This window comes from Prochlorococcus marinus str. MIT 1013 (assembly GCF_027359395.1).
GTDB lineage: Bacteria > Cyanobacteriota > Cyanobacteriia > PCC-6307 > Cyanobiaceae > Prochlorococcus_B > Prochlorococcus_B marinus_E.
The window spans coordinates 849,903-866,101 of the sequence record NZ_CP114778.1 but is presented as its reverse complement, the minus strand read 5'-3'; the positions used below and the strand labels follow the sequence as shown (position 1 = coordinate 866,101).

General features: G+C 34.9%; 15 protein-coding genes and 1 tRNA gene. 4 read left to right on the top strand and 12 right to left on the bottom strand.

What is annotated here, in order from left to right:
- Positions 1–87: 87 nt before the first annotated feature.
- On the bottom strand, positions 88–2,514 hold the full coding sequence (locus O5633_RS05370) for a tetratricopeptide repeat protein (RefSeq protein ID WP_269611098.1): 2,427 nt from the start codon (positions 2,512–2,514) through the stop codon (positions 88–90).
- Between the two features lie 669 nt (positions 2,515–3,183).
- On the opposite strand from O5633_RS05370, the gene O5633_RS05365 reads away from it, so the two are divergent.
- The gene (locus O5633_RS05365; protein WP_269611096.1) at positions 3,184–4,491 is read left to right on the top strand and encodes a hypothetical protein; all 1,308 of its coding nucleotides are present in this window, start codon (positions 3,184–3,186) and stop codon (positions 4,489–4,491) included.
- Here the strand turns inward: O5633_RS05365 and O5633_RS11705 are convergent.
- Entirely contained in the window at positions 4,469–4,603 is a 135-nt protein-coding gene (locus O5633_RS11705) for a helix-turn-helix domain-containing protein (RefSeq protein ID WP_420063628.1), read from the bottom strand. The two genes, O5633_RS05365 and O5633_RS11705, sit on opposite strands and share 23 nt — an antisense overlap.
- A 123-nt stretch (positions 4,604–4,726) precedes the next feature.
- On the opposite strand from O5633_RS11705, the gene O5633_RS05360 reads away from it, so the two are divergent.
- Positions 4,727–4,954, top strand: coding sequence for a hypothetical protein (locus tag O5633_RS05360; protein WP_269611095.1), 228 nt, complete (start codon positions 4,727–4,729; stop codon positions 4,952–4,954).
- A gap of 152 nt (positions 4,955–5,106) precedes the next feature.
- On the opposite strand, the gene O5633_RS05355 is transcribed toward O5633_RS05360, so the two are convergent.
- The 9 genes from O5633_RS05355 to O5633_RS05315 all read right to left on the bottom strand — a co-directional run bounded on the left by O5633_RS05355 (position 5,107) and on the right by O5633_RS05315 (position 11,520).
- A complete protein-coding gene (locus tag O5633_RS05355) occupies positions 5,107–5,328 on the bottom strand; it encodes a hypothetical protein (protein ID WP_269611094.1) in 222 nt (73 codons plus the stop codon).
- Between the two features lie 400 nt (positions 5,329–5,728).
- Positions 5,729–7,360, bottom strand: coding sequence for a phage major capsid protein (locus O5633_RS05350; RefSeq protein ID WP_269611093.1), 1,632 nt, complete (start codon positions 7,358–7,360; stop codon positions 5,729–5,731).
- 446 nt (positions 7,361–7,806) lie between these two features.
- A complete protein-coding gene (locus tag O5633_RS05345) occupies positions 7,807–9,000 on the bottom strand; it encodes a VapE domain-containing protein (protein ID WP_269611092.1) in 1,194 nt (397 codons plus the stop codon).
- Positions 8,984–9,844, bottom strand: a complete 861-nt coding sequence (locus O5633_RS05340; protein ID WP_269611091.1) for a hypothetical protein — start codon at positions 9,842–9,844, stop codon at positions 8,984–8,986. Before O5633_RS05340 ends, O5633_RS05345 begins: the two co-directional genes overlap by 17 nt.
- Position 9,845: 1 nt before the next feature.
- Positions 9,846–10,235 (bottom strand): hypothetical protein, encoded by a 390-nt coding sequence (locus O5633_RS05335; protein ID WP_269611089.1) that lies wholly within the window; start codon positions 10,233–10,235, stop codon positions 9,846–9,848.
- The gene (locus O5633_RS05330) at positions 10,228–10,536 is read right to left on the bottom strand and encodes a hypothetical protein (protein WP_269611088.1); all 309 of its coding nucleotides are present in this window, start codon (positions 10,534–10,536) and stop codon (positions 10,228–10,230) included. The genes O5633_RS05335 and O5633_RS05330 overlap by 8 nt, the downstream gene beginning before the upstream one ends.
- The gene (locus O5633_RS05325) at positions 10,533–10,772 is read right to left on the bottom strand and encodes a hypothetical protein (RefSeq protein ID WP_269611087.1); all 240 of its coding nucleotides are present in this window, start codon (positions 10,770–10,772) and stop codon (positions 10,533–10,535) included. Before O5633_RS05325 ends, O5633_RS05330 begins: the two co-directional genes overlap by 4 nt.
- A gap of 6 nt (positions 10,773–10,778) precedes the next feature.
- Positions 10,779–11,264 (bottom strand): hypothetical protein, encoded by a 486-nt coding sequence (locus O5633_RS05320; RefSeq protein WP_269611086.1) that lies wholly within the window; start codon positions 11,262–11,264, stop codon positions 10,779–10,781.
- 183 nt (positions 11,265–11,447) lie between these two features.
- Positions 11,448–11,520, bottom strand: a tRNA-Ala gene (locus O5633_RS05315).
- A 531-nt stretch (positions 11,521–12,051) separates the two neighbouring features.
- Between O5633_RS05315 and O5633_RS05310 the strand changes: the two genes are divergently transcribed.
- Positions 12,052–14,295 carry a tetratricopeptide repeat protein gene (locus tag O5633_RS05310; RefSeq protein WP_269611085.1) on the top strand — a complete coding sequence of 748 codons (2,244 nt, stop codon included), beginning with the start codon at positions 12,052–12,054 and terminating at the stop codon, positions 14,293–14,295.
- A gap of 149 nt (positions 14,296–14,444) precedes the next feature.
- Here O5633_RS05310 and O5633_RS05305 read toward each other — a convergent pair whose 3' ends face one another.
- Positions 14,445–14,567, bottom strand: coding sequence for a hypothetical protein (locus tag O5633_RS05305; protein WP_269611084.1), 123 nt, complete (start codon positions 14,565–14,567; stop codon positions 14,445–14,447).
- 562 nt (positions 14,568–15,129) lie between these two features.
- Between O5633_RS05305 and O5633_RS05300 the strand changes: the two genes are divergently transcribed.
- Positions 15,130–16,173, top strand: a complete 1,044-nt coding sequence (locus O5633_RS05300; protein WP_269611083.1) for a sulfotransferase — start codon at positions 15,130–15,132, stop codon at positions 16,171–16,173.
- Positions 16,174–16,199: the final 26 nt, after the last annotated feature.

Sequence of the window (16,199 nt, the reverse complement as noted above, 5' to 3'; positions counted from 1 at the left end):
GCTGATTCTTCATATGACAATCGAGTGAGAAAAATCTAGTAATAATTCTATTTACCAAAAATAATAGTTTTATAAAATCACTTTGGATTAAATTTTGCTTGAAGTAAAGGGTTTCCAATTATCTTCAAGAAATTCTCCCTGTCTTGCTATTTTTACAGCCTCAGTAAAAAATGTATAATATTCTTTGTATATTTCATTATCATTAAATAGATATTTCTGAGCTCTTTCTTTTAATTCATCTTTTGTATTTTTAAGAAGCAAACTGTTATTTGCATATTTTTTACACCAATTTATATAATCTTCAGGTGATGAAGCAATAGGAGGATTTTTTACGCCCATTTGTTTATACCCTGAAGCAACTAAACTACCTCTTTGACTGAATGGATAAGTAATAAATGGTATACCAAAAGCCATTGCTTCGTAAAAAGTATTTCCGCTTCCAAAGTAGAATGGATCAAGCATTATATGACAGTTTTTTGTTGTATTAATAAAATCATCTTTAGACATTCTATCTAAAAAGATTGATCTTTCTAGCAGTAAACTACTTTGCTTTTTCCATCTATTTTTTAATTTTTCTGTTGTATATTCATGTTTATCTTTTATAAGTATTAAACATGCATTCTTTATCTCATCTAATATTGATTCTAGTACTTTATCAAAATCAGGATGAAGCTTAAATAACGACTGCGTAAGTCCAATTATAAAATTATCATCAGAATTTATTATATTTTTATTAGACAAGTTTGATTCATTGATTTTTGGAGTTGGATAATTGAAAGGCAATCTACTGAATTTTATTAAGCGTTCTGTATAACTAGATGATGGATGGTGAGGCACTATTTCGTTAGTAATAAAATAATCTATATTCTTAATTCCAGAGGTATTTGGATGACCTAAGCTGGTAGCTTGAACCAATGCTAATCTTGATAATGCAAGAATGTATGTATAGTTAGACATACCAATATCTGGGTAAAATAAGACATCTAGGTCGTCTGAGAATATTAACCTGCTTGCTTTATCTATTGACTTTGGAAGATAGATCACTCTTTTGAAGATATTTTCAACTAGATCTTTATCTGAATGACTGATTTTATTTGGTGGAATATAAATATTAATTTCAATACCAGCTTTTAATAAATCTAATATAACTTTTGTATATAATTTACCAATGGTATGACTATTTCTAAGAAACTCAGAGCAAATACCTACTTTCAAGTTAGTTCTTTTTGATGAAATTGCTAGATATTTCCTCCTAGAAAAATCTTTAAATATTACTCCTTTAACTTTGGATATTGTATCACTCAGTTCCTCAAGAATATACTTATCATCTAATCTGTTTTGATATGCAAAGTAAAAAATATTTGTATTAAAAGTTTGTGTGCCTTCATAAAACATATTTTTATTATTCTTTAATATTTCTAGTTGTCTTTTGTATTGTTCACGCTCAGTATCTATTTGTTCAATATTATTCAATATTGGTGATAATCTTAATTTGGAGTTTATATAAAAACAAATATTATTTGGTTGATTTTCTAAAGCATAAGAGAAGTGTTTTTTAGCATCTTTTTCTTTATCTAGACATATCAATATGTTTCCCAGATTGGAATGAGCCTCTGCGAAATCAGGTTTGATTTCAATCGCTTTACGGTATGACAATTCTGCTTCTTCTGATTTGCCGAGATCTATCAATAGACCTCCCAAATTAGAAAGAGCAATAGCGAAATCAGGTTTGATTTTAATTGCTTTGCGGTAGGACAATTCTGCTTCTTGTGATTTACCAAAATCTCTTAATATATTTCCCAAATTGCAATATGCATCTGCGTAATCAGGTTTGATTTCAATTGCTTTGCGGTAGGACAATTCTGCTTTTTGTGATTTACCAAGATCTCTTAATATATTTCCCAGGTTGTAATGTGCTTCTGCGTAATCAGATTTAATTTCAATTGCTTTTCGAGTGGACAATTCTGCTTCTTCTGATTTGCCGAGATCTTGCAATATGATTCCCAAATTGGAATGCGCCATAGCGGAATCAGGTTTGATTTCAATTGCTTTTCGAGTTGATAATTCTGCTTCTTTTAAGTTGCCAAGATTACTCAATATTTCCCCTAAATTTGCATAAGCATTTGTGAAATCAGGATTGAGTTCAATTGCCTTACGAGTGGATAACTCTGCTTCTTCTAATTTACCTAGATCTCTCAAAATGATTCCCAGATTAGAATGCAAATCTGCAAAATCAGGATTCAGTTCAATTGCTTTTCGAGTTACTAATTCTGCTTCTTTTAATTTACCAAGACCTCTCAATATCACTCCATAATTAGAAAAAACTCTGTGATCATTACATCCTTGATTTATTATCTGTTGATAATGTTTGACTGCTTCTGGAATATTTCCTTTTTGATGTAACTTTCTTGCCTTATTGAATATATTTTCTTTGCTTTCTTTTAAGGCGAATGGAACTGTGAATGTTTTTACTTCAGAGCCTTCTTGTTTTTGATTCCTTTTCCCCTCAGTCACATCTATTGTTTTATAAAGAATCTATTTATTAGGATTATAACTTGTAAGGCCTACTCAAGCTCCTGATGCGCGTATTGAAGACTTAACTGAATTGAACTGCTTTTTATTTCAACTATTGCGTGCAAATCCCAGCTTTTCCAGGCTCAGATTTAAGTTGCTTCCTTAATAGTTGAAACCATTGTTCCCGCATAGGATTACAGAGCTAAAAATGAGCGCATAATAGATATATCTAGCTATATCAAGCAATATCGTATTATTCACGCGCTACCGTAAATTCCCTGAAATCTATTGCTGTGACTGAGAAAATCTAATGGAGCCAAGCGGACTCGAACCGCTGACCCCCTGCATGCCATTCAGGGAAATCAATATTTGAGATCCTTTTAGTTGCAGCGAAAAAGCCTAGTAATACTAAGGAGTTACAAAAGTATTGCTTAACTTGCTATAGCTTTCTAGGGCAAATAATGCTATAAAACACACCAGATAAACACACCACTATTTTTTACAAATTTGACCCCCTGACAACAATTCAGGGGATTTAAAACTTGACCACCTGCATAAATCCATTGACCACCTGCATAACAGGCAGGGTATCAGAAAAAATGGATTAAGAATCCTTAAAAGCCCTGCTACAACAGGCATCTAAAAAACACACCACAAGAAACACCACCCTTGGCAAAAGCACCAACTTGGCTAAAAGACCTGAGATCTCTAGTAAGGAGTGAGCATGGAGCTGGTTGGGTGTTAGAGGGTGATAAAGATAGATTTAAAATTCAAAAGATTGATGGTCCAAGGAAGGGAGCAAGAAGGCCCACAGTAAGAACACAAATACCTTTTAGAAAAAGCAGTGTTTCTCAAATGATTGCTTTGGTTAATTCCATCAAATCAAAGATGGATGAATTGAATTTAGATTTAGCCGCTGCTTATTTATTAGTTGCCAAAACACCTAAAAAAGAAAATTCAAATGAGATTGATTGGTTAAAAGTTTCTGAGGAATATAAAAAAGCAAGAATTAAATCTGGAGAGGTAAAAGAAAGTAATTATGGCACTAATGAAAAATACAAAATTGAAAGAGTTATAAGCCTTATAAATGCAAATAAAAATGCCGCACATGACGGCAAGCAAGTTATTGAAAAATATAATTCTGAGTTTTTAAAAGATGTTCCATCTGGAGGAAGAGGAAGAGTAACAACATTTGGAGACTTAAAAAGATTTTTAGAATTTGCAGTCAAAAAATGTGGGGCAGATACAAAATGGCTTCCACCTGAAAAGGATGAAATAAAATCACTTATTGGAAAAAGAACAAAAGCCAATAGTAAAAAGTCAACTATTCCTGTTAGGCCAGATGAATTATTTGGTTTATTGGATTCTTTATATGACAATCCAGAATTAAAACTCGCAGTAGCACTTGTTGGATTATTCGGACTAAGACCCTCAGAGTTGATGACTTTAAAAGTTGAAGATGGAAATCTATATGTTGGCCCAGTTAAACGAAATGCAAATACTAATGATGAGGATCAAAAAGAACGGAGAGTGATGGCTTTAGATCTAAAAGAATTACCAAATGAAGGCCAGAAAGTAATTGCACAATATGCAAGCGGATTAGTAAAACTTCCAAAAGCAATTCTTACCTTGCAGGATGAAAAAGCAATGAAAGCAAAGAATCAAGAAAGAGCAAAAAAAGATAAAACACCACTTAGCCCATATAAAGAGTGCGGCCAGAGATTCAAACAATATTTGGATAGACACCCTTACTGGCAATCTCTACTAAAAGCTAGGAGTGGCTTAACTCCATACGGTCTGCGGCATGGTTACGCATGGAGAGGGGCCAAATATTATTCAAGATCTATTCCTTTAAGAGACTTAGCCGCACTAATGGGACATGATCCTGTAACTCATCAAAAGCATTATGGAAAATGGACTGAAGAGGCAGACACTGCTGAAACTGTAAAGAGAATCACTGCATTGACCATCTCCTAACAGTGCTAGGACTGACGTTATAAATAGAGCCGATCTTTTTCCAGCTCCACCCATAACTTCTATACCTGTTAATTCTTGTTTTCTTGGTATCTAACGCCCAGATAAACAGCATTAGAGGAACCATCAGCACGGCACAAAGCCACGCCAAAGCGCATGTAATAGATGTCATTAGTTTTTAGAAATGCTTATATGTCGATGGAGGACACACGCCCTACGCTTTCGACTTGTTTATCTTATGCGCCGCTTTTTATTCGTAACCCTTTTTGCATCGCTTCTTATTCCTACTGTTGCAAAAGCTGAGACTTGGTGGCTATTGGTTAATGGAGGTACAGATTCTCCAGCTTGGCAGATTCCAACCAGTTCAGAAGAGGAATGTGATGAGCAAAAAGATATTGTTCGCAACAAGAAAAATTGGGATGGCGATGCTTGGGGCATAAGTGCAATTTGTCTAAAAGGTAAATAGGTTCTTTCTGGGGCTGCCTGAATGGGTCATCCGAAGGGCTCGGAGTCTATGTAGCGTCAACCAAAATAGTTGTGGACACTGGTTAATAGGCAGTTATAGCAGTCAATTAGAGCGGTTAATTTGTCAATAGGGGCTATAGCGTGTCCATACTTTTAGTAATGCTTACACAAGACACCATTGGGTCTCCATTGCAGAATTTGAAGTAAATAATCCTCCAATCTGGGCTTTCCTACTGGTTTTAATATCAGGTGAGATCTTCCTTTGATTTCGATTAAATAGTCATCAAGCAAACCATCCTTTTTAAGCTTGTACAAGGTTGATCTGCTTTTGTAGCCGAGCAAATTTGATGCTTCTGTAAAAGTTGCAATTGCCATAATTGAAAACCATTGGTTAACTTAAGTGTCCATAGCTAAAAGCCTAAAAGCTTCTCTATCACTCTCTAATTGGCCTTAGAGGAAATTGGATTAGTTAAGGTGTCCACAGTTTTCAGGGGTGACGCTAGAAAAAAACCGCGGTTCGAATATACCCTCAAAGTATTGCTAGATAGGACCCCTGAGCACTTTGGAAAAAGAATTAGGACTTACATCTATAGCCCGTGATTAAAACTATTGAATGCCTAGTGGTATTGGAGGGATCACAAACCCAAGTAGTTGACCGCCCACTTGTAAAAGACTTCCCCCCAATTAGTTGAGGGATGACAGCACCACCAGAGAGAACAGTAATAATCTCTCCCGACTTATAACGACAAGGCAAAGTCGGATCATCCCTCTTTTATTACGCAGCTACAGCATCCTTAACCAAACCGAAGCTTTCGCCGTGACGAACGCCAACATCTAAAGAGGTCAAAGCCCTTACGCCCACTGAGCCTTTGGCGAAATCGGTAAATGGATCAACATCTATTTCAATTCCTGACCATGTAGCCACGATAACGTCACTAAATCTTCCGTAGATGATCGCGCTCAAGTTTGAACCTGAACCTTTGGTCAAGTTGGAAGGAACATTGTTAGATACCAACATGCGACGACCTGCGAAACGAGCAGCTCCCAATTCACCACCAAAAGGATTTAGGAAGTAAGCACCATTGGAATCTTTCAACTGAGATAGTGCTGATTCAACTTTTGAATTAATCAAATAGCAGCATGAACCATCATCAGCATTTGCAGCAGATACAGATTTTTTCAATGTGATCAGAGTGTCAATTGAAGCCGCCGCGCCGTTAGTGGCAAGGGCTGTAACTGTTGTATCTGAAGCAGATAAAATTCCAGTCGGTTGTGAAGAACTTCCAGTTCCTGCGATTGCTGCAATGTCTATTTGAGTTCCAATTTTCTCCAACATGTCTTGGCGAATTAGGTTCTCAATATCAGGTGTGGCCTGCAATTTCATCAATCTGCTGTACTTGCTGTATGAGCCAACAGTTTTTGGACTTAATGCAATAGCTCCGAAAGTTCCGACAGATTCTGAGAGAGCGTCGCTATCGTCAGCACCAAACCATGCAGCAGTAGATGATCCTGTTCTCTTAGGTATTGAAACATTGCCTTGAAGGTTTCCGAGGACTGTTGCACCCGCTTGCATTACTACAGAAGTTGGCCTTAAAGCGTCCACGAATGAATCAGCCAAAACGTCTGTGGCCACTAGGTTTCCACCTGCTGAGGCTGTGCCCGCAACGAATGTTCTTTTTTGCCAAGACTGGTTAGGAACTAGAACACCATTTGCTGAACGCTGACCATATTTACCAGCTAGTTCTTGATGAACTTCGCGCTCTCTTCCAGCGTCTGACCAGTTGCCAGAGGCTTGTGCTTGGATCGCTTTAACAATTGAAAACTGAGAAGCTTCTTCTTCAAATTCGCCTCTTGTTTGTTGAGGCTCTGAATAAGCGGTTACATAGTTAGACATTTTTGAAGTTTCCTCTTTAGGAGTTGAGTAAGTCGGATGACTGCGGCCAATGCCGACATGGGGATCACTGGCGACACTGACCAGAGAAATCTCCAAGCCCGTCCACCGTGTAGCGACCATCTCCCCTTTTTCGTTCTCGTCCATTTGGTCTATTGAATATCCAATGCTCACATTGCGAATTACACCGCTTTCAACATCTGCTCTTTTCTCCTGAGCTAGTTGTGAATTACCCCATTTGATAATTGCTCTTCCCTTACCGCCTTCAATCCATGCTCTTTGCACAACTCCTATTTGCAGAGTTGGATCATGTGCCCAAAGAACTGGAGCTGAGTCATTTAATCGAGTGAGATTTGCTGCGTCTGGTTCATGTGATAGCACTTCTGAACCAAAGGCTCTTTGAACTGGAGTCTCTGAACTAAAGCTCAATTCAAGAGTGTCATTTTCTAATTCTGTCTTTTCTAATTCAAGAAACCTTCTATAAGTTTTTTGCTCAATCGCTGAAGCCGTAGTCATTAGGTGAATCCTCTAATAATGATTTTTGATAACGGCGAAATTGTGCCGAGGTGAGAGCGTCTTCCGAGGGGTCAGGAACCTTTGGCAGATCGTCGTCCGTTCTATATTTGGCTAGAATTGGATTTCTCATATAGCAGACTTTAGGAAAGATAAAGCCTGAGGCAGGTTGCAAATACTGGGGTTTTTTCTTGTTTTTCTTATTTGCTCTTATTTATCGCTAATTCTTTAATAAATGTCTCTTATTTTCAGTTAATTCGTCTTTAATACAACTAAAAAAGAAAACTAAATAATTAAATTTCACAACAAAGTGAAGCATCCTCAGGTACCTCACGTTTTTTACGAAAATGTTTCCACTAATTACTTATATTTATTCTTTTTCTTTTATAAAAAAGATGATACATGAGGATAATCAATCACTTTTTAGTTGCCTAGTGGGTTTTCGTGACTCAGGCTTCCTCAGGCTTTCTCCAATATCTTTTCTTTCCAGCCGCTCCAGATGTTTGATGCTTATCTTTTTCATACCCCAAAGCTTGTAAGCACTCAGAGGCTTTCTTTAAGTCATAGTCTGAGACTTTTCCCTTTTCTCTAAGACCTGCACCTATAAGTGCATCCGCAGTAGTAAACACATATTCACCTATAACCCATTCAGCTAATGAATCCATGAAAGGATGTTCGGCTAAGAAGTCACTATTCCTATTATTTGATTCAGTTTGCAGCTTCTGAGGCAACTTAGGTTTGGTGCCTTTCCTGTATTCAATAATCGCGGCTTTTAAAATTGCATCTCGATCAGCTTCTACTTTTTCTACATCTATATATTCCTCTTTATCTGGATTAAGTTTTAGTGGAATAACCCAATATCTTCTGTGATCTGCGGATGGATCACTTAGAAAATCAAACCGATTTGATGTAGCTGCAAAAACACTCGGTCTAGGAAATTTACCAATTGACCTTGCATAAGGTGGTGGATAAGAATCAAATGCACTTCCAAATATTGCCTTTAATGTTTCCTGATCATTTTTTCTAGTCATACGATCTAACTCTGCTAATTCATAAATCCAGCATTGATCAATAGCCATGTATAGCCTTTGCTGATTTGTTTGCCATGTATCGCAAAAGAAATCTCGATCACCTGCTAAAGCTTGAAAAAGCGTACTTTTCCTAATACCTTCCCTCCCTTGAAGTACAAGGCAATTATCAAATTTGCAGCCATTATCAAAAGCTCTAGCAACCGCAGCAATTAGCCAAACTGAAAACATTGCATCATAAAGTTTGTCATTCGTTTTTAAATAATTAGTAGCTACTTTCTCAAGTTCAATTGGTTGAATTGATTGATCTTGTTCAATGCGTTTTAAATCATCTACAACAGGGTGATAACTATTTTTACTAGCGGCAAATATTAGTGCATCAGTAGCAGCAGTTTTTCTTATCTCATAACCCCTTTCACTTAAGGGGATATAAAAATTTTCTACAAAATAGTTATCCAATTTTTTCCCTTTATATTCTGGTTCATTTATTAAAAGATTGAGCTTAAGATCCTTGCCTAACTCATTTTCTAGGAGCATGGTTAATTGCCCAGGATTGACTGATTGAGCCTTTATCTCACCATTTTTTGTTTTAAATCCATTAGAGAGTTTGAACATTTGCCCTCTCAAGTAATTGTTTATTGATTAGTTGTAAATTTGTTGGCTTATGAATTTTGAACTTTGAAAACTCACCTATTGCATTTGAACCAAAGCCACAAAATGCCCAATCCTCTCCAGATAAATGGATAGTTTCTCCCATTTTTAAATGGGGTGGATGATTAGTTTTGCCGTGATGGCATTGAACAAAATCACCTAAAACATTGATTGAGCAATCATCGTCTTTTTGTCGATTGCAAATTGGGCACGGTCTAATTGGCTTCCAACTTCCACTTGAACTTTTACTGATCGAAGTGGTTTTAATAGTTTTCTTTTTGTCGTCTTCCTCCTTTAATCCAACAACAAAATTCCAGACTTTATTGGGGCAATCAATTAATGTTTCTGGCCCTGTTCCAAACCATCTATAAATGCCGCTTTCCCTGTGATGTCCAAGAACAGTTACAGGTTTAGTACTTCTAGAAAATACTTCTAGATCATGTTCAGGGACGGGTAGATAGAACTCTCCAAGTTTTTGTTGCTCAAGTGTTCTCTTAAAAAGAACTTTCATTCTGGAGAATTGGTTATCTCTTTGAATAATCCATGTGAGATTTTCAGCCCAGTTAAAGCCCTTACTTTCTGCAAATACAAAAGCTTTCTCTGAGTCAAAATCAATGCACATAAGCGCGCTTGAAGTCCTTAACTCAATGGCTCTTAGATTTGGATAATCAAGGATTTGTTCAACTGTAAAATTGTGATCTTTTACAGGTCCATCAATTCTGTAGCCGTTTGGTCTGACAGGGATTAAATGCCCATCAAAGGGTTTAAGCCTTAGGGCTTGCTCTTTCCAAGTTTTTGAGGAATCCATTTCAAGAACCCCTCAACTCTTCGATTGCACCCTTGAGATTCAGGAAATTTTTATCACATGTTTCAATGTGCTTTTTTTGCCTGACTCCAATCTCATGGTGTAATCGTTTGTTCTCGTCATGGGCATCACATAGTTGTGAATAACCGATTTCCAATTGAGCAACTCGCTCAAGCAAATGCTTATTAGCCGCAACAAGAATTTCGTTGTCGTTAACAATCCGAGTGATTTCTGCCTGAGCTATGGCAAGTCGTCTTCCTAAAAACTTAGAACTATCTCCTTTTAAAGCTGGCAGCCAGCATTGAAAATAATCATTCGCTAAATCAATTAAGATCTTTTTGATAGTTTTTTTAGGAGCCTCGTTAGCATCGGGGCTTTTTTTCTGCTCAGTCATTTTCCTCCCATCCCATTTGTCTTTTGATGTATTCAATATTGACTCTGCTTTTTGTCTCTCGGTCACAAGCTTCAATAAGACATTCGACTGCATCTTTGTGATCAACACCAGTAATTATCTGGAGAACATTGACCCCTTTAATAAATGCAGCATTAATCAGGGCTTGCTTTGTAACTTCGTCTCTTTCTTGGAGGTCTGGAGACCATTCAATAACTAGGTGATAAATCGAAGAAGCAGCCTCTAATAAACCAGCGGTTCTTTGATCCATATCTTTGGAGTCGCATTCAAAATCAAGAGTCATTTTTTCGCCTCCTCTAAAGCCTTACGAGCTGTAACGCCTCTTTTATGAAATGCTTCTCGGCATCTCTGAACATTCCAAATAATTGGAGAATTTGTGCAATCACCATAAAAATAATGAAAGCCAGCCTCTAGGAATCCTCCTTGTGATTCACGTTTCCTTTTGAGCGTGTCTGTAGAACAACCCAAAGCAAGAGCAGCCTCGGAGGTCCGAAGCATTAAATCCGTAGTATTTTTCATTTATTTCTACTGCTCTTCTACTGGTGCTAGAGAAACCTCACCTGTCTGATTATTAAATAAGACTTTGATTGGCTTTGCCTCTGGATTCTCAATCCACTCAGTTTTATGAATATTAGGGTTAGGCAGAGATTTATCTTTCCCGCCATTTTCTAAATAAACATGATACTTAAGAGCTTCAATCCAATATTGGTCAGTTGATTGAAAAATCCATTTTTTGCTAATAAGAGTATCTCTAACCTCAAGATTGTCTGCAATTAAATTAGGAAAATCCTGTTCAATTGGATTAGGGAAATTATCAATATTAGGCTTTACCCAATTTTCACCATTCCAAGTTGCATAGGAAAAAATATCACTTAGGTACTTGAAGTAACGCCACTCAAGACGAGTAACAAAATCTTCAGTGGAACCATGATCAATTGCCTTCCCCTTGGCTTTATCGAAATGTCGATATTGAGGAGGGATTCCCTCTCTCTTGTCATTTTTTCTAGTCATACCAATCCTTTAAATATATTTCCCTAGCTATCACCCGATTTAACCCGTTAATTTGAACGGTCAGTCCTTCTAGTGCTCAGACTTTAGCACTATTTGCAATAGCAACAATGGGGTATTCCGTAACGAGCAGGAACACACCGCCTAAACACACCAGTTTCTCTTTCCTGATCCTTTAAAACCTAATGGAGCCAAGCGGACTCGAACCGCTGACCCCCTGCATGCCATGCAGGTGCTCTACCAGCTGAGCTATGGCCCCATGTGTCAGTTTTACTAGTTATACCAAGCAATTTGAGGGGTTCTGGTAAATCGGTGATATTGCTTGATACCGCTTAATATTAATATATAGCAAGATCCCGCCACGAATCCCGCCAAAGCGGCCTAGTAATGACAATGGCTTTACGGCAAATGTCTTATGTCTCTTCCCTTTTCTAAAAAAATAAAAAATAATAGATATGTATAAATAGGTAGTAAGTGTTCAAAAGGACGTAAGACAACTAAGACACTTTTGATGTCCAACTACTCCGTATGCAGTGGTGCAATTCCTTTGAATCGGTCGTAAATAGAGGATTTAGATATAAAAATTTGGAGAAGCAGCGCATAAACGTACGCATATTGTGATAGAACGCTTAAGGCACAAAGGATCTGAACTAATTACTTCTCCTTGAGGGAAGACAACCTCATGCTTATTTGAAATGGGCAATATCTTTTAAAAGTTAAAACTTCAAGCAAGTTATAATGCTAATCATTAGATCCTTTATAGACAAATAAATGTGACTGAGGGGGAAAAATGAATCAAAAAAAAGAAGACTCTGAAGTCAAAACATTCCAAGTTCCATTTGCTTTAGAAAAGATTAAAGAAAACATCACTAATACTACTTCTAAACCTTCTAAAGAACAAATAATCAATCAAGCATTTAAGTTTCATTCACAAGGAAATATTGCAGAAGCAGCAAAATATTATCAATATTTTATTGATAAAGGGTTTAATGATCACAGAGTTTTTACTAATTATGGAGACATATTGAGAGGTCTTGGCAACTTAAAAGAAGCAGAATTATCAACTCGAAAAGCAATTGAAATTAATCCTAATTTCCCTGATGCTTATTTAAATCTGGGAATCATATTGAAAGATTTTGGCAAATTACAAGAAGCAGAATTATCAACTCGCAAAGCGATTGAAATCAAACCTGATTCCGCTATGGCGCATTCCAATTTGGGAATCATATTGCAAGATCTTGGCAGATTAAAAGAAGCAGAATTATCAACTCATAAAGCAATTGAACTGAACCCTAACTTTACACTTTCTCATTACAATCTGGGAATCATATTGAGAGATCTTGGAAATTTACAAGAAGCAGAATCATCGACTCGTAAAGCAATTGAGCTGAATCCTGATTTTGCTGATGCCTATTTGAATTTGGGAAATATATTAAGAGATCTCGGCAAATCAGAAGAAGCAGAATTGTCATACCGTAAAGCGATTGAAATCAAACCTGATTTCGCAGAGGCTCATTCCAATCTGGGAAACATATTGATATGTCTAGATAAAGAAAAAGATGCTAAAAAACACTTCTCTTATGCTTTAGAAAATCAACCAAATAATATTTGTTTTTATATAAACTCCAAATTAAGATTATCACCAATATTGAATAATATTGAACAAATAGATACTGAGCGTGAACAATATAAAAGACAACTAGAAATATTAAAGAATAATAAAAATATGTTTTATGAAGGCACACAAACTTTTAATACAAATATTTTTTACTTTGCATATCAAAACAGATTAGATGATAAGTATATTCTTGAGGAACTGAGTGATACAATATCCAAAGTTAAAGGAGTAATATTTAAAGATTTTTCTAGGAGGAAATATCTAGCAATTTCATCAAAAAGAACTAACTTGAAAGTAGGTATTTGCTCTGAGTTTCTTAGAAATAGTCATACCATTGGTAAATTATATACAAAAGTTATATTAGATTTATTAAAAGCTGGTATTGAAATTAATATTTATATTCCACCAAATAAAATCAGTCATTCAGATAAAGATCTAGTTGAAAATATCTTCAAAAGAGTGATCTATCTTCCAAAGTCAATAGATAAAGCAAGCAGGTTAATATTCTCAGACGACCTAGATGTCTTATTTTACCCAGATATTGGTATGTCTAACTATACATACATTCTTGCATTATCAAGATTAGCATTGGTTCAAGCTACCAGCTTAGGTCATCCAAATACCTCTGGAATTAAGAATATAGATTATTTTATTACTAACGAAATAGTGCCTCACCATCCATCATCTAGTTATACAGAACGCTTAATAAAATTCAGTAGATTGCCTTTCAATTATCCAACTCCAAAAATCAATGAATCAAACTTGTCTAATAAAAATATAATAAATTCTGATGATAATTTTATAATTGGACTTACGCAGTCGTTATTTAAGCTTCATCCTGATTTTGATAAAGTACTAGAATCAATATTAGATGAGATAAAGAATGCATGTTTAATACTTATAAAAGATAAACATGAATATACAACAGAAAAATTAAAAAATAGATGGAAAAAGCAAAGTAGTTTACTGCTAGAAAGATCAATCTTTTTAGATAGAATGTCTAAAGATGATTTTATTAATACAACAAAAAACTGTCATATAATGCTTGATCCATTCTACTTTGGAAGCGGAAATACTTTTTACGAAGCAATGGCTTTTGGTATACCATTTATTACTTATCCATTCAGTCAAAGAGGTAGTTTAGTTGCTTCAGGGTATAAACAAATGGGCGTAAAAAATCCTCCTATTGCTTCATCACCTGAAGATTATATAAATTGGTGTAAAAAATATGCAAATAACAGTTTGCTTCTTAAAAATACAAAAGATGAATTAAAAGAAAGAGCTCAGAAATATCTATTTAATGATAATGAAATATACAAAGAATATTATACATTTTTTACTGAGGCTGTAAAAATAGCAAGACAGGGAGAATTTCTTGAAGATAATTGGAAACCCTTTACTTCAAGCAAAATTTAATCCAAAGTGATTTTATAAAACTATTATTTTTGGTAAATAGAATTATTACTAGATTTTTCTCACTCGATTGTCATATGAAGAATCAGCAGCTAATCCAGCCAGTGAAATTATTTGTCTAGCGCAGGCAGCAAGCAACACCACTTGATTGGTTATGAACCAGTTTTTGTTGCATAACCTTGTTCAAGATTTACGAGTAGCTTTGCGGTGATTTGAAGTGCTTCATGCCATGCAGGTGCTCTACCAGCTGAGCTATGGCTCCAAATCGTTAACATGAAAGTGATTGCAATCAATCTCAGGCAACATAACCATTATACTTCACCACTCAAATATACCCAAATACACCCAGATATACCCAATGTGCGGTAGATTCTGCGGTAAATCTGCGGTAAACTCTTTGCAATAGGCAACAGGGTTTATGGATAAATGGGTAATGAATCTGCGGCAAAACCTTAAAGAGGATGGTCATATTGGTACCAATGTGGTTTTTATCATTTAAATTCATAAGTAAGAACTAATGAAAACACTTTTTTTTGCAATAATAATTTCCTCATCTTCATATATACTTATTTATATTTGGGGAAAAATAAAAATAAAGAATAACTTTAAAATTTACAAAGATAATTTATTTAAAGTAACATCTTCTCTGACAAATATAACAAGTAAGGATCTTGATGGTTTAGCTTCAAGTGGACTTTTATTGATAGTTTCTTTATGTCTATGTTTGGTTCCATACTATATTGCTTATCATTTTATCTTTTACTTAACTTTTAATTATACTGTATCTATATTACTTTCTTCAATAATATTCATTCCATTATTTTTCAAGAAAAAGAAATGAGTGCTTTTAATTACTCTTATTTGGAAAAGTATTTACACAAACAATTTCTTGGTAATACAGAAATATCTCACTTTCTTTTTAATAGAATAAAAAAATATGAACTACCAAAGAAACAAATTCGCAAGGTATTTATATCTGGATTAGCTAGATCTGGTACGACTGCGCTCTTAAATCAACTTTATATTTCAAACGAATTTGCTTCTTTAAAATATTCTCATATGCCGTTTATACTTAATCCTACATTGTCTAATATATTTTCAAGTATTTCAAGCAAAAAGAATTCAGAATATAAAGAAAGAATGCATAAAGATGGAATAAAGATATCTTTTGATTCGCCAGAATGTCTTGATGAGCCATTCTGGATCAAAGAAAATCAGAAATATTATTCTGAAGCTTTAAGTTCAAAAAGAATATATAACGAAAAAACTCTTTACTTTTATAATAACTTCCTAAGTAAACATGCTTTATCTCAAAATAAAACTCGTATTTTAATTAAAAATAATAATAACCATTTGCGTTTACCTCAACTTTTCAATTTCTTTAAAAATGATTTATTTATCATCTTATTTAGAGATCCTATTTCTCATTCTTTTTCTTTAAGTAAAAGCCACGAGACGATATGTAATGAACAAACTAAAGATCCCTTTATCTTAGAGTATATGAATTTAATAGGCCATAGAGAATTTGGTCTAAATCAAATGCCTTTTAATTACAATAATAAAGAGAGCCAAAATGAGACTATTTTTGATAGTCAAGAAAAATCTAATTATTGGATTAAGTCCTGGATTAATGCCTACTCTTGGATTTATAAATTTATAAGATGTAATAAGCCTAAGAATTTAATAGTGGTTTCATATGAAGAGCTTTGCAATGACAATCGTAAAAAAATATATGAAATCTTTGACAGAATAAAATTGAACCCTATTAAAAATAATATTTTAAAAAATAAAAATATTAATATTCCAGATTCCCATAAAATTGATAAAATATTACTTAATCAAGCGTATGAAATCTATGAAAGTCTTACAGAATTAGATTGACTTGTTTATAAGCTGAAAAACTAATT